The organism is Caloramator quimbayensis, assembly GCF_900167605.1.
Classification (GTDB): domain Bacteria; phylum Bacillota; class Clostridia; order Clostridiales; family Caloramatoraceae; genus Caloramator_B; species Caloramator_B quimbayensis.
Window position 1 is genome coordinate 91,534 of sequence record NZ_FUYH01000004.1, and the last position, 14,327, is coordinate 105,860.

General features: G+C 33.3%; 14 protein-coding genes and 1 other annotated feature. All 14 genes read left to right on the forward strand.

From position 1 onward, the window contains the following. Nucleotides 1-30: 30 nt before the first annotated feature. Nucleotides 31-232, forward strand: a binding site (T-box leader). A 48-nt stretch (nt 233-280) separates the two neighbouring features. The 14 genes from alaS (at nt 281) to B5D15_RS03580 (ending at nt 14,233) form a co-directional block, all read left to right on the forward strand. After that, nucleotides 281-2,917 (forward strand): alanine--tRNA ligase, encoded by a 2,637-nt coding sequence (gene alaS / locus B5D15_RS03515; protein WP_078695728.1) that lies wholly within the window; start codon nt 281-283, stop codon nt 2,915-2,917. A 130-nt stretch (nt 2,918-3,047) separates the two neighbouring features. Then, nucleotides 3,048-3,305: an IreB family regulatory phosphoprotein gene (locus tag B5D15_RS03520; protein WP_078695729.1), complete on the forward strand. Its 258-nt coding sequence runs from the start codon at nt 3,048-3,050 to the stop codon at nt 3,303-3,305. Nucleotides 3,306-3,485: 180 nt separating this feature from the next. After that, nucleotides 3,486-4,436, forward strand: a complete 951-nt coding sequence (locus B5D15_RS03525) for an aldo/keto reductase (RefSeq protein WP_078695730.1) — start codon at nt 3,486-3,488, stop codon at nt 4,434-4,436. Nucleotides 4,437-4,447: 11 nt separating this feature from the next. Further along, nucleotides 4,448-4,861, forward strand: a complete 414-nt coding sequence (ruvX, locus tag B5D15_RS03530) for a Holliday junction resolvase RuvX (RefSeq protein ID WP_078695731.1) — start codon at nt 4,448-4,450, stop codon at nt 4,859-4,861. A gap of 62 nt (nt 4,862-4,923) precedes the next feature. Then, the gene (locus B5D15_RS03535; RefSeq protein ID WP_078695732.1) at nt 4,924-5,205 is read left to right on the forward strand and encodes a DUF1292 domain-containing protein; all 282 of its coding nucleotides are present in this window, start codon (nt 4,924-4,926) and stop codon (nt 5,203-5,205) included. Nucleotides 5,206-5,269: 64 nt separating this feature from the next. Continuing rightward, nucleotides 5,270-5,947: a DNA/RNA nuclease SfsA gene (gene sfsA, locus B5D15_RS03540; RefSeq protein WP_078695733.1), complete on the forward strand. Its 678-nt coding sequence runs from the start codon at nt 5,270-5,272 to the stop codon at nt 5,945-5,947. A 104-nt stretch (nt 5,948-6,051) separates the two neighbouring features. Then, complete coding sequence (locus B5D15_RS03545; RefSeq protein ID WP_078695734.1) at nt 6,052-6,525, forward strand: Fur family transcriptional regulator; 474 nt, start codon at nt 6,052-6,054, stop codon at nt 6,523-6,525. 92 nt (nt 6,526-6,617) lie between these two features. After that, entirely contained in the window at nt 6,618-8,282 is a 1,665-nt protein-coding gene (locus B5D15_RS03550; RefSeq protein WP_078695735.1) for a ribonuclease J, read from the forward strand. A 104-nt stretch (nt 8,283-8,386) separates the two neighbouring features. Next, nucleotides 8,387-8,737 (forward strand): YlbF/YmcA family competence regulator, encoded by a 351-nt coding sequence (locus tag B5D15_RS03555; protein ID WP_078695736.1) that lies wholly within the window; start codon nt 8,387-8,389, stop codon nt 8,735-8,737. A gap of 18 nt (nt 8,738-8,755) precedes the next feature. After that, on the forward strand, nt 8,756-9,226 hold the full coding sequence (locus tag B5D15_RS03560) for a QueT transporter family protein (protein ID WP_078695737.1): 471 nt from the start codon (nt 8,756-8,758) through the stop codon (nt 9,224-9,226). Between the two features lie 86 nt (nt 9,227-9,312). After that, nucleotides 9,313-11,145 (forward strand): translational GTPase TypA, encoded by a 1,833-nt coding sequence (gene typA / locus B5D15_RS03565; protein WP_078695738.1) that lies wholly within the window; start codon nt 9,313-9,315, stop codon nt 11,143-11,145. 65 nt (nt 11,146-11,210) lie between these two features. Beyond that, nucleotides 11,211-12,257, forward strand: a complete 1,047-nt coding sequence (gene mltG, locus B5D15_RS03570) for an endolytic transglycosylase MltG (RefSeq protein ID WP_078695739.1) — start codon at nt 11,211-11,213, stop codon at nt 12,255-12,257. Between the two features lie 83 nt (nt 12,258-12,340). After that, nucleotides 12,341-13,000, forward strand: coding sequence for an O-methyltransferase (locus tag B5D15_RS03575; protein ID WP_078695740.1), 660 nt, complete (start codon nt 12,341-12,343; stop codon nt 12,998-13,000). A 45-nt stretch (nt 13,001-13,045) separates the two neighbouring features. Further along, nucleotides 13,046-14,233, forward strand: a complete 1,188-nt coding sequence (locus B5D15_RS03580) for an RNA-guided endonuclease InsQ/TnpB family protein (RefSeq protein WP_078695741.1) — start codon at nt 13,046-13,048, stop codon at nt 14,231-14,233. Nucleotides 14,234-14,327: the final 94 nt, after the last annotated feature.

Below are 14,327 nucleotides of genomic sequence, written 5' to 3' on the forward strand. Positions count from 1 at the left end.
AATGTATATATTTTATATAATGTTAAAAAGTTAAATGCGATGAAGGGAAGGAGTATGCTATTGTTTTTCTTTCAGAGAGAAGGCGGCAGGTGAAAGCCTTTAGAAAATGTAGCAGAAGCAGTCCCAAAGCTTCCTGCCGAAAAGAGTAGGCAGAGACGGAGCAGCCGTTACAGCATTAAGTGACCATTTTGGTAATAAGGGTGGTACCGCGGAGATAGCCTTCGTCCCTATATAGGGACAAAGGCTTTTATTTTTACTAAAAAATAGGAGGAGATTGTGTATGAGATGGATGGGTGTAAATGAAATAAGAGAAAAGTATTTGTCCTTTTTTGAAAGCAAGGAGCATTTAAGGCTTCCAAGTTACTCGCTTATACCTCAAAACGATAAAAGCCTTCTTCTTATAAATGCAGGTATGGCTCCACTAAAGCCGTACTTTACAGGACAAGAAGTTCCTCCAAGAAGAAGAGTTACAACATGCCAGAAATGTATCAGAACCGGTGATATTGAGAGAGTAGGAAAAACAGCAAGACATGCTACTTTCTTTGAGATGCTTGGAAACTTTTCCTTTGGTGACTATTTTAAAGAAAGTGCAATTCCATGGGCATGGGAATTTGTAACTAAAGTTTTAGAGCTTCCAAAGGATAAACTTTATGTAACAATATATCTTGATGATGATGAGGCTTTCGATATATGGACTACAAAAACTGACATAGAACCAGAAAGAATTTTCAGACTCGGGAAGGAAGATAATTTCTGGGAGATAGGTCAGGGTCCCTGTGGACCATGTTCTGAGATACACTTTGACAGAGGAGAGGGGAAAATAAATACTCTTGAAGAATTTTTAAAAGCTGGAGAAGAAGACAGAGTTATTGAATTTTGGAATCTCGTTTTTACACAGTTTGATAAGGATGAAAATGGAAATTACAACCGCCTTCAAAGCCCAAATATAGATACAGGAATGGGACTTGAAAGAATGGCAACGATTATGCAGGGCGTAAACAGTATTTTTGATATAGATACTATGAAAAATATATTAAATGAAGTATGCAGAGTATCTAATACTGAATACAAAAAAGACAGTAAGAAAGATGTTTCTTTAAGGCTTATTACTGACCATATAAGAAGCGTTACTTTTATGGTAAGCGATGGCATACTGCCTTCCAATGAAGGAAGAGGATATGTATTAAGAAGACTTTTAAGAAGAGCAGCAAGACATGGAAAACTTCTTGGAGTTGACAAAGCATTTTTATGGGAGCTTTGCGATGTTGTAATAGAAAACTCAAAGGATGCCTATCCTCAGCTTGAAGAGAAAAAAGATTATATAAAGAAAGTAATAAGGCTTGAGGAGGAGAGATTTGACGAGACTATAGACCAAGGTATAGTAATATTAAACCAGTATATAGATGAACTTAAAAAAGAAGAAGCAAATACATTATCAGGAGAAAAAACCTTCAAACTTTATGATACCTATGGCTTCCCTCTTGAATTAACCCTCGAAATACTTGAGGAACAGGGTATGAATGCTGACATAAATGGATTTAATGAAGAGATGAAACTTCAAAGAGAAAGGGCAAGAGCTGCAAGAGAAGAGACTAATTATATGGGAACAGAGATGGACATATATATGACTCTTTTAGCTGAGATAACTACAACTTTTTCAGGATATACGGATACAAAAACAGAGGGTAAAGTGCTTGTTATTGTTTCAAATGGTGATGTGGTAGATAGAGCTAATGCAGGGGATGAGGTTTCAATTATTCTTGACAATACATCATTCTATGCTGAGATGGGAGGACAGGTTGGAGATAAGGGATACCTTGAGGGAGAAGATTTTAAAGTTGAGGTTTATGACTGTAAGAAGACTTCTAATGGGAAGATATTACATATTGGCAAAGTAGTAGAAGGAAGTATAAAGGCTGATTCAAAGGTAAAAGCTGTTGTTGATAGAAACAGAAGAATTGATATTGCAAGAAACCATACAGCAACCCATCTTCTTCACGCAGCTTTAAGAAAAGTTCTTGGAAGCCATGTTGAACAGTCTGGTTCCCTCGTATCGCAGGATAGATTAAGATTTGACTTTACGCATTTTGAGGGTATTTCTTCTGAGGATTTAAGAAAGGTTGAAAATATAGTAAATGAAAAGATAATGGAAGGGCTAACGGTTGAAACTGTAGAAACGTCAATAGATGAAGCAAGAAAAATGGGTGCTATGGCACTGTTCGGAGAAAAATATGGAAATATCGTAAGGGTAGTAAAAGCAGGAGATTTTAGTATAGAACTTTGCGGTGGTACTCACGTTAATAATACTTCCTCAATAGGCATGTTTAAAATAATATCAGAAGGAGGAGTTGCCGCAGGAGTTAGAAGGATTGAAGCAGTTACAGGAAAAGGCGCATTAAATTATGTGGAACATTTAGAAGATACAATAAAGAGTGTTGCAGCAGCTTTAAAAACGTCGTCAAAGGATATAGTAAGACGCTGCGAATCTTTAATGCATGAAATAAAGGATAAAGAAAAAGAAATAGAAAATCTTAAGTCAAAAATGGCTTTAGGAGCTCTTTCAGATATAATAAATAACGTTAAGGAGATTAAAGGAATAAAAGTTGCACTTTCATCCCTTGAACTTGATGCAGAGTCTTTAAGAGAGATAGGGGATAAATTAAGGGATAAGCTCGGTAAATCTGTAGTTCTTCTTGCGGGCATAAAAGATGATAAGGTTACCTTTGTTGCAATGGCAAGTAAAGATGCAGTTTCCTTAGGAGTTCATGCAGGAAATTTAGTAAAAGAAGTTGCAAAGATAACCGGAGGAGGCGGCGGCGGAAGGCCTGATATGGCTCAAGCCGGAGGAAAGGATGTTTCAAAGGTAAATATGGCTCTTGAAAGCGCATATGCTATTATTGAAAATATGATTAAATAAAAGAAGGCGGGTTACCGCCTCCTTTTATTTTAAAACAATATTTAAAAACATATATAATAGCATTTGATTTAATTTAAATATAGTGGTATATTATGTTTATAGTTAAAAACATGGGAAAGGTGTGGTTAATATGACCGAACGCCATGAAGGTACTATGCAGTACAAATTTGACATGGAAAATAACGAAAAAATAAAAGAAATACTCAGGGAGGTATATGAAGCCCTTAAGGAAAAAGGATATAACCCTATAAATCAAATCGTAGGCTATATACTTTCAGGAGATCCTACATATATAACAAGTTATAAAAACGCAAGGGCTAAAATCAGAAAGCTTGAAAGAGATGAAATATTAGAGGAACTTTTAATGAGCTTTATTGAAGAAAAATGATTTATGTTTAAAAGTAAAGTTTATTTGTTTTTTAAGCTGTAAAATTAATATCTTAAAATTATATTTGGACAGACTATTTATAATTGCTGAATAAATAATAATTTTAGCATTTAATATAAAAAGCTTTGAAAAGGACGGTATAAAATATACCGTCTAAAATTTTGAATTGGAGGAATAGCTTTGGAATATGTAAGGCTTGGTAAAACAAATTTGGTGGTATCAAGGCTTTGCTTTGGAGGGCTTACTGTAGGTCCGCTGCAGGCCAATATGGATATTGAAGAGGGAGCAAAAGTTATAGCGGCAGCTTTTGATATGGGAGTAAACTTTATAGATACGGCAAAGCTGTATAAAACATATCCTTATATAAAAAGGGCCATGGAAATATCAAAAAATAAAAATATAGTTATATCATCTAAATCCTACGATTATACCTATGAAGGTATGAAGGAAAGCGTATTGGAAGCTTTAGAAGAGCTTGGAGTAAAAAAAGTAGGAATATTCTCTCTTCATGAACAGGAGAGCAGATTGACGTTAAAAGGTCACTCTGAAGCATTAAGATATCTTATTGATGCTAAAAAAATGGGAATAATAGATGCAGTAGGAGTTTCAACTCATGCGGTAGAAGTGGTTGAAGCTGCTGTTGATATGGATGAGATAGATGTAATTCATCCAATCATAAACATAAAAGGTCTTGGGATAATAGACGGCACTATAGATGATATGCTAAAAGCTGTTGAGAAGGCCAATAAATGCGGTAAAGGAATATACTCTATGAAGCCTCTTGGAGGAGGAAATCTTATGTCAAAATCAATGGAATGTTTTAAATTTGTTTTAGATAATCCTAATATACATTCTGTTGCAGTTGGTATGCAGTCCTTAGAGGAGGTATATACTAACATATCGATATTTGAAGGAAAAAATCCTGATGAAGATGTTCTTTTAAGATTAAAAAACAGGAATAGAAAACTGCACATTGATTACTGGTGCATAGGATGCGGAGAATGCGAAAGAGCATGTAAAAATAAAGCAATAAAAGTTGTTGAGGGAAAAGCAAAGGTTGATAAAGATAAGTGTGTTCTTTGCGGTTATTGTTCTGCTTATTGTCCGCAGTTTTGCATAAAAATTGTTTAGGAGGGTTGAAATTGAGAATAATGGGTCTTGATGTAGGCGATAAAACCATAGGAGTTGCCATTAGCGATCCCTTTGGATGGACGGCTCAGGGAATAAAAACAATAAAAAGAACAGGTATTAAAAAGGATATTAATGAGATAATAAATATTATCGATGAGTATAAAGTTGAAAAAATAGTAGTAGGCTATCCTAAAAATATGAATGGAACTATAGGACCGAGAGCTCAGTTAGTGACTGATTTTTGCAATAAATTAAAAAGCAGAGTTAATATCGATATAGAACTTGAGGATGAGAGGTTAACTACGGTTGCAGCTGAAAGGATGCTTATTGATGCAGATGTTTCGAGAAAAAAGCGAAAGGAAGTAATTGACACTATTGCAGCAACATATATACTGCAGACGTATCTTAACAGAATTAACAAATAAATGATTGACAGCTTTTAAAATAATAATTACAATAACATTATAATTAGAAAAGAGGTGTTCTTATGGAAAACAACGAAAACACAGTAATATTAACTGATGAGGATGGCGTAGAAACTGAATTTGAAGTCATCACAGCTCTTGAAGTTGATGGTAATGAATACTATGTATTATATCCTGTAAATGAAGCAGAAGAAGATGATGCAGTAGTATTAAAGCTGATTAAAAATGAAGATGGAGAAGAAATGCTTACAACTATTGAAGACGATGATGAATTTGAAAAGGTAGCAGCTGCATACGAAGAGTGGTTAAGTGAAGAAGACTTTGAGGATGAAGATGAAGAATAAGGATATACCTTTGGTATATCCTTTCTTTTATATATAAATAAAACTTAAAAGAGGTAATTTTAACATGTATATAGATGGAGAAAAAAATGAAGGTATTTTTATAAAAAGGCTTAACAGGTTTGAAGCTTTAGTAAGGGTAGATAATAAAATAGAATTGGTTCATGTTCCTAATACAGGAAGAATGAAAGAGCTGCTTTATGAAGGAGCAAAGGTTATACTTAATAAGACTAACAACCCTAATAGAAAGACTAAATACAGTCTTCTGCATATATACAAAAATCAACATCTTATATGTGTTAATTCTTCTTTAGCGAACAGGGTATTTGAAGAAGCAGTTTTAACGGGTGAGATTGACTGGGCTGAAGGTGAAATAAAAAGAGAGGTTCAATTTTTTAACAGCAGGTTTGATTTCTTTATTAAAAAGGATGAGGGAATATTTACAGAAGTAAAATGTGCTACCTTTGAAGAGGATGGAATAGCAAAATTTCCTGATGCTCCTACAGAAAGAGGAAAAAAACACATAGATGAACTTATATTAGCTAATAATAATTATAAAGCTGCAATCGTAATTATCTCTTTTATGGATTATGTTAAAAGTTTTACACCAAACTATAAAATAGATAAGGAATTTGGGGAAAAACTTATAAAAGCATTTTCAATGGGAGTTATCGTAAAGGCTTACAGATGTTCTGTAAGCATAGATGAAGTTGTATTAAAGGATGAGCTGAAAATTATTTTTTAAAATGAGCTGCTACAGCTGAATCTATATATCAATTGAAAATCTCTTGACAATACATGTAAAATAATGTTAAATTTAATATAATAGTTTTGAATTGAGGTGTAAATATGGTTGTATTCTCAAGAGAGGAAACAGAAAAGCTTAAGCAGCGCTTAAAGACAGGAGGATATAAGCTCACTCCGCAAAGAAGAGCTGTGCTTGATGTAATTATAGATAATGAGGGAAAACATCTTTCTACTGAAGAAATTTATGATATTGTAAAAAAGGACTGCCCAGAGATAGGCCTTGCAACTGTATATAGAACGCTTCAGCTTTTAGAGAAAATGGGAGTAGTCTGCAGAATGAATTTTGACGATGGATGCAATAGGTATGAGCTTATACATGACGAAGAGGATCATCAGCATCACCATCTCGTTTGTATAAATTGTGGAAATGTTGAAGAAGTCGAGGGGGATCTTTTGGAAACCCTTGAGGAAAAAATAGAAGAAAAGTATAACTTTAAAATAACTAATCATAGTGTAAAATTTTTTGGATTTTGCAGCAAATGCAATGAATTAAATAAAGATAAAGTTGACGATTAATCGATTTGCAGGTTAAAATCATTATATCTTTTATAGTTTTAGAAATATTATTGGTAATATATAGATATAAATACGAAGGAGGGAAAGCATATTTGTCAAAAAAAGATAAGGTAAAGATAATTCCTCTCGGAGGAATTAATGAGATTGGAAAGAATATGACTGTTATTGAATATAAGAATGATATAATAGTCATAGACTCCGGACTTATGTTTCCAGAAGAAGAGATGTTTGGGGTTGATATTGTAATACCTGATATTTCATATCTTATAAAACAGAAGGATAAGGTAAAAGCTATAGTATTAACCCACGGTCATGAAGATCACATAGGTGCACTTCCATATATATTAAAACAATTGAATGTGCCGGTTTATGGTACTAAGCTTACACTTGGTATTGTACAAACAAAGCTGAAAGAGCACGGTATTCTCAGGGATTGCTCGTTAAATGTAGTAAAGCCGAAGGATATCATCACCTTTGGAGATATAAAAGTCGAGTTTATTAAAAACTGCCACAGCATACCAGACTCCTGTTCCCTTGCAATACATACTCCTGCTGGCATAATAGTTCATACTGGAGATTTTAAAATCGATTATACTCCAATAGATGGAGTTGTAATGGATTTAGCAAGACTTGCTGAACTTGGGAAACAAGGTGTAATGCTTCTTATGGCAGATAGTACGAATATTGAAAGACCTGGTTATACTATGTCAGAAAGGACAGTTGGAGAAACCTTTGATAAAATTTTCAGCGAAACAAAGTCAAGAATAATAGTTGCTACCTTTGCTTCAAACATCCATAGAATACAACAGATAATGGATTCTGCGTATAAGCATGGAAGAAAGGTTGCAATTTCTGGAAGAAGCATTGAAAACATAGTTGAGGTTGCCAGTGAACTGGGATACTTAAAGTTTGCAGAAGGGCTTTTTATAGATATTGACGATATAGAAAAATATAAACCAAGCGATATCGTTATTATCACCACTGGAAGTCAGGGTGAGCCTATGTCAGCCCTTGCAAGAATGTCAACTTCTGAACATAAGAAAGTTGAGATTATGAGAGATGATCTTGTAATAGTTTCGGCGACTCCAATACCTGGAAACGAAAAACTTATTTCAAGGGTTATAAATCAATTGTTTAAAAGGGGAGCTAATGTAATATATGAATCCCTTGCAGATATACATGTTTCAGGGCATGCCTGTCAGGAAGAACTTAAATTGATTCATACATTAGTAAAACCTAAATATTTTATGCCTGTACATGGAGAATACAGACATTTAAAACAGCACTCACTGCTTGCTCAAAAGCTTGGAATGGATGAAAAAAATATTTTTATATCTGATATTGGACAGATATTTGAAATAAATGAAAATATGGGAAGATTAAGCGGTTATGTAACTGCCGGCCAGGTTTTAGTGGATGGACTTGGAGTTGGAGATGTTGGAAATATTGTATTAAGAGATAGGAAACATTTGTCTCAGGACGGTATACTTACCGTTGTAGTAACTATAGAAAAGGAAACAGGAAAGGTTATAGCTGGACCAGATATTATATCAAGAGGATTTGTATATGTAAGAGAATCAGAGGACCTTATGGAAGAAGCAAGGAATATTGTTAAGGCAGCGCTTGAAAAATGCCTTAAGAATCAGGTGACCGAATGGGCAGCTATAAAGTCGAGCATTAAGGATGATTTAAGAGAATATTTGTATGAAAAGACTAAACGTAAACCTATGATATTACCAATAATAATGGAAATATAATTTAAGCCTGGTGCATTATTCACCAGGCTTTTTAAAAAATTTTTTTGTATTGAAAAAAGCTTTAATTTATGGTAATAATTAATTGATATAGGAGGTGTTTTGTAATGAATGTATATGACAAAGCTCATGAACTTGCAAGAGCTCTAAAATCCGCACCAGAGGTAATTGAATATAAAGCAGCATCAGAAAAAATAAATTCTAATGAGAACAATAAGAGGATGGTAGATGATTTTAGAAAAAAGCAGTTTGAACTATATTCGCAGCAGTTAAAAGGAATTGAACCTTCAAAGGAACAGATTGAATCAATAAATAACCTTTTTAATATAATAAATCTTAATTCAGAAGTGAGAAATTATCTTGAAGCTGAAATGAGATTTTCAAGGCTTTGGGAGGATATATTGAAAATTTTAGGGGATGCAGTTGATATTGATTTTGGAGCCGATTTGATGAAGTAATGGAGGTTAGCGCTTTAAATGAAAAGAAATGAAAATAGATATATTATTGAAGCTGGAGTTATAGCTGCAATTTACTGCGTACTAACTATTGTTTTAAAACCTATATCCTATGGTGCAGTTCAATTTAGATTGTCAGAGGCCATGACAATACTTCCTTTTTATATGTCATCGGCAGTTCCAGGATTATTTTTAGGTTGTGCTCTTGCAAATGTTTTTGGAGGGTTAGGACTTGTTGATATTGTTTTTGGAAGTCTTACAACTTTTTTAGCAGCATATATTACATCAAAAATGCCAAATAAATATTTTGCAGTACTTCCTCCAATAATTTTAAATGCCCTAATTGTATCAATTTGGGTTAGCAAAATTACTAATATGCCATACATAGTTACTGTTGGTACTATTGGTTTTGGAGAATTTGTGTCTGCAGGAATAGCAGGAGTAATTTTATCTTCTGTTTTTGAACGTGTTACAAATATATACAAACGTTGACATTTGTCTTTAGATTGCTTAAAATTAAATATTGTTGAAAATAGGATACTAATAATAGTATCCTATTATTTTTGGAGGTTGTTTAAATGGAGAAAATTATAAGAAATGATATCAGAAACGTTGCAATAATCGCTCACGTAGACCATGGAAAAACTACGCTTGTTGATGGAATGTTAAAGCAAAGCGGTATATTCAGGGTTAATGAAAAAGTTGAAGAAAGAGTTATGGATTCTAATGATCTTGAAAAAGAAAGAGGAATTACAATACTTTCTAAAAATACAGCTGTAATGTACGATGGAATAAAAATTAATATCGTAGATACTCCAGGACACGCAGATTTTGGAGGAGAAGTTGAAAGAGTTTTAAAAATGGTGGACGGGGTGGTACTTCTTGTTGATTCCTTTGAGGGTCCTATGCCTCAAACGAGGTTTGTTTTAAGAAAAGCTCTCGAATTAAAATTAAAGCCTGTAGTTGTAATAAATAAAATCGACAGGGCTGATGCAAGACCTGAAGAAGTTATAGACATGGTTTTAGAGCTTTTTATCGAACTTGGAGCAGACGATGAGCAGATTGAGTTTCCGGTAGTTTTCTGCTCGGCAAAGGAAGGCATTGCAAAGATTAATCTTTCTGATGACTCAAACAGTTTGAAGCCTTTGTTTGAAACGATTATAAACAATATACCTGCGCCATCTGGATATATAGATGAGCCTCTTCAGATGCTTGTCACAACTATTGATTCAAACGATTATGTAGGAAGAATTGCAATTGGAAAAATAGAAAGAGGGAAAATAAGAAAAAATCAGCAGATTGCAGTTTGCGGAACTGATGGTAAAGTAAGAAACGGAAAGATTGTAACCCTTTATTGCTTCAGCGGTCTTAAGAGAGAGGAAGTAGAAGAAGCATCTTTAGGAGATATTGTCGCAGTATCTGGAATATCAGATATTAACATTGGTGAAACTATTGCTGATGTGCAAAATCCAGAGGCTCTTCCCTTTGTAAATATTGATGAGCCGACTATTTCTATGACCTTTAGCGTAAATGACAGCCCCTTTGCAGGACGTGAAGGAGATTATGTAACATCGAGACATTTAAGAGATAGGCTATTAAAGGAGCTTGAAACGAATGTAAGCCTTAGAGTAAAAGAGACTGAATCAACAGATTCCTTTGAGGTTTCTGGAAGAGGAGAGCTTCATCTTTCTATTCTTATTGAAACAATGAGAAGGGAAGGATATGAGTTTCAGGTTTCAAAACCGAGAGTAATTTTAAAGGAAATAGATAATAAGCTTTATGAACCTATAGAGTATCTTACAATAGATGTTCCTGAGGATTTTATGGGAGTTGTCATGGAAAAACTTGGTGTAAGAAAAGCAGAAATGGTAAATATGACATCAGCTATAAATGGATATGTAAGGCTCGAATTTAAAATACCCGCAAGAGGTCTTATAGGATATAGAAATGAATTTATGACCGATACAAAGGGCAATGGAATTATGAATCACATATTTTATGGATACGAGCCCTTCAAGGGAGATGTTCCAGAAAGAAGCAGGGGTGCCCTTATTGCCTTTGAAACGGGTGAGGCTGTAACCTATGGACTTTATAATGCTCAAGAGAGGGGAACTCTTTTTATAGGGCCTTCAACTCCAGTATATCAGGGAATGATAGTTGGAGTATGTTCAAGAGCAGAGGATATAGATGTTAATGTATGTAAAAAGAAGCATGTTTCAAATATGAGAGCTGCCGGCTCCGATGAGGCATTAAGACTTACTCCTCCAACAGAAATGTCTCTTGAGCAGTGCCTTGAATTCATTGCAAGCGATGAACTTGTTGAGGTAACACCTAAGACTATTAGAATGAGAAAAAAGATACTTGATACATCTATTAGAAAAAAGGAGATTTCAAGAGGTAAAAACTCTTAAAGAAACTTGTTTAATTTGTCTTTAAATAATATAATATGAATAGTAAATGGGAAAGTGGTGGGGAAATGTATTACAAAAAGAGAAATTATAAGATACTGTATTTACTATTTATTTTAATATTAGGTATAATAATTGTTTCATATCTAAGCTATAAAAATTATATATATTCTCCAATTTCAAAGGAAAACAAGCAGATAATTTTCCGTGTTGATAGAGGAGAAAACAGAAAAACAGTTATTAATAAAATGCTTAGAAATAAAATAATTAAAAATCAGTTCTTTGCTAATGTGTATGCTAAAAATAAAAACATTGGAAAGGATTTAAAACAGGGTATATATATATTAAATACATCTATGACCCCATCACAGATACTTGATAAGGTGCTTAATGGTAGAATTGATAAAGACCCTGATATAGTATATGTTACTATACCTGAGGGTTTTACTGTTAAAGAAATTGCAGAAAGACTAAATAAAGAGGGCCTAATAAATGATATAGACTCCTTTATTAATGAATGTCAAAATGGAAATTTTAATTATCAATTTTTAAAAGCAATACCTAAAGATAGGAAATCGAGGCTTGAAGGGTATTTGTTTCCCGATACCTATGAATTTAAAAAGGGAATAAGCAGTCATGATATAATAGATAAAATGCTTTCAAGATTTAATGATATTTATGAATCAGTTATTGTACCACAAATAAATAGCCAGAGTTATTCTTCTGATGAAATAATAATAATGGCTTCAATAGTTGAAGAAGAGGCAAAAATTGATAGTGAAAGGCCTATAATTTCAAAGGTGTTTTATAACAGGCTCAATAAAAACATGAAGCTTGAATCCTGTGCAACGGTACAATATGCTTTAGGAACTCATAAAAGTACCTTGTATTATAAAGATCTTCAAGTGGAATCTCCTTATAATACTTATAAATATTCAGGACTTCCTAAAGGTCCTATCTGCAGCCCTGGCAAAAGGTCGATTGAGGCTGCACTAAAACCTGCAAATGCTGATTATATCTATTTTGTCTCAAAGGGAGACGGGAGTCATTACTTTACAAATAATTATAACGAATTTCTAAAATATAAAAATATGCTTAAAACAACTAAGAATTAAAACAAAACTTTTTGTAAAAGATATTTAATACATGGAAGATAGCAAAGCTATTCCATGTATTAATTTTGTATTCGGAGGATAAAATGAGCAATATTGCACATGATTATATTGAAGAATATATAAGAGGGCTTATACCCCAAAAAAGCGGTCATATAAAGATGATGGAAGATTATGCTAAGGAAAATGATGTTCCAATAATTCATCCTGAGGTTGCACAATTTTTAAGAGTGCTTATAAAATCACATAACGTAAAAAGAATTCTTGAAGTAGGCACAGCTATAGGTTATTCGGCACTTATTATGGCACAAGCCTGCGGTGAAGGATGTGAAGTTGTTTCTATAGAAAGAGACGATGAAATGTATAATAAGGCAATTGAAAATATAAAAACGCTGAAAATGGAGGATAATGTTAAAGTCCTTAAAGGAGATGCTCTTGAAGTTTTACAGGATATTGAAGGGGAATTCGATTTGATTTTTTTAGATGCTGCAAAGGGGCACTACGATAAATTTCTTCCATTATGCTTAAAACATTTAAAAATAAAGGGGCTTTTAGTGTGCGATAATGTTCTTTTCAGGGGAATGATTGCAACTAATAAGCTTCTTATAAGAAGAAAAATTACTATCGTAAAGAGGATGAGAAAATATTTATCTCACATATCTAATATGCCAGAGCTTGAAACCGTAGTTCTCCCAATTGGAGATGGAATCGCCCTATGCTGCAAGTTGGAGGTTGACAACAGTTAATAAAAAATTATAAGAAGTTATAATTTAATATGGAGTTGACTCAAGATGATTAAAACCTATAAAGTAATGCTTTTACCTAATAATAAGCAAAAGACAAAACTGTTTGAATGTGCAGGCGTTGCAAGGTGGGCATATAACTGGGCTTTAGAACAGCAGCAGATTAATTATAAAAACGGTGGCAAATTCTTAGATGACAAGGTATTGAGAAAAAGATTAACAGAACTTAAACAGGAAGAAAAATATAAATGGCTTAATGACTATTCAAACAACATAACAAAGCAAGCAATAAAAGATGCTTGCATTGCATATAAAAATTTCTTTGAAGGTCGTGCTAAATTCCCCAAGTTTAAATCTAAGAAAAAAAGTAAACAAAGTTGTTATCAAGATACAGACAAAGTTGTTATAACAGATACTCATATAAAATTAGAGAAATTAACTACATCCAGAAAGAAAAACAAACAAAAGTTGAATTGGGTTAAATTGGGTGAAACAGGAAGAATACCGATAGGTAAAAATATAAAATACTCTAATCCACGCATAACTTTTGATGGACTTAATTGGTGGTTATCAATAGGAGTAGAAGAAAATTCAAAGCAAGATAACATTCAATGTTCAGAAGGTATAGGAATAGACTTAGGAGTAAAGGATTTAGCTATAGTTAGTACAGGACAGAAGTTTAAGAATATAAACAAGTCAAGCAAATTAAAGAAACTTGAAAAGAGGCTTAAAAGACTGCAAAGGAAACTATCTAAAAAATATGAACTAAATAAAATTCAAACAGAAGGAGGTGGATACCGTTACAGAAAGACTAAAAACATTAAAAAGTTAGAGCTTCTTGTTTTAAAGACACAAAGAAGGCTTAAAAATATAAGGCACGATTATATTCATAAGATAACTGCATCTTTGGTGAGAACCAAACCAGAGTATGTAGTAATGGAAAGCTTAAATACTTGTGGAATGTTAAAAAATAGAAAGTTATCAAAGTCAGTACAAGAACAAGCTTTCTACGAGTTTAAAAGGCAGATGGAATATAAATGTGAATTAAGTGGAATTAAGTTTATACTTGCAGACAGATTTTACCCTTCAAGCAAAACTTGCAGTAGATGTGGCAGTGTAAAGGATAATCTATCATTATCAGAAAGAGTTTTTGTATGTGATAAATGTGGATATGTGATAGACAGAGACTTAAATGCAAGTATAAATCTTAAAAACTACGGCAAATCAATAGCATAGCATAAAACGTTAGCTATTGATATGTACCCATACGTTAGTGGGGAATTTAAGCCTTTGGAGTGTCAAACAAACATGAGTAGGTTTATCCGAAAGT

Excerpts from the sequence above, each read along its gene's own strand:
- B5D15_RS03575 (WP_078695740.1), top strand. The coding sequence starts at position 12,341 with ATGAGCAATATTGCACATGATTATATTGAAGAATATATAAGAGGGCTT.
- B5D15_RS03520 (WP_078695729.1), top strand. The coding sequence starts at position 3,048 with ATGACCGAACGCCATGAAGGTACTATGCAGTACAAATTTGACATGGAA.
- typA (WP_078695738.1), top strand. The coding sequence starts at position 9,313 with ATGGAGAAAATTATAAGAAATGATATCAGAAACGTTGCAATAATCGCT.
- B5D15_RS03580 (WP_078695741.1), top strand. The coding sequence starts at position 13,046 with ATGATTAAAACCTATAAAGTAATGCTTTTACCTAATAATAAGCAAAAG.
- B5D15_RS03545 (WP_078695734.1), top strand. The coding sequence starts at position 6,052 with ATGGTTGTATTCTCAAGAGAGGAAACAGAAAAGCTTAAGCAGCGCTTA.
- B5D15_RS03555 (WP_078695736.1), top strand. The coding sequence starts at position 8,387 with ATGAATGTATATGACAAAGCTCATGAACTTGCAAGAGCTCTAAAATCC.
- alaS (WP_078695728.1), top strand. The coding sequence starts at position 281 with ATGAGATGGATGGGTGTAAATGAAATAAGAGAAAAGTATTTGTCCTTT.
- B5D15_RS03560 (WP_078695737.1), top strand. The coding sequence starts at position 8,756 with ATGAAAAGAAATGAAAATAGATATATTATTGAAGCTGGAGTTATAGCT.
- sfsA (WP_078695733.1), top strand. The coding sequence starts at position 5,270 with ATGTATATAGATGGAGAAAAAAATGAAGGTATTTTTATAAAAAGGCTT.
- B5D15_RS03535 (WP_078695732.1), top strand. The coding sequence starts at position 4,924 with ATGGAAAACAACGAAAACACAGTAATATTAACTGATGAGGATGGCGTA.
- mltG (WP_078695739.1), top strand. The coding sequence starts at position 11,211 with ATGTATTACAAAAAGAGAAATTATAAGATACTGTATTTACTATTTATT.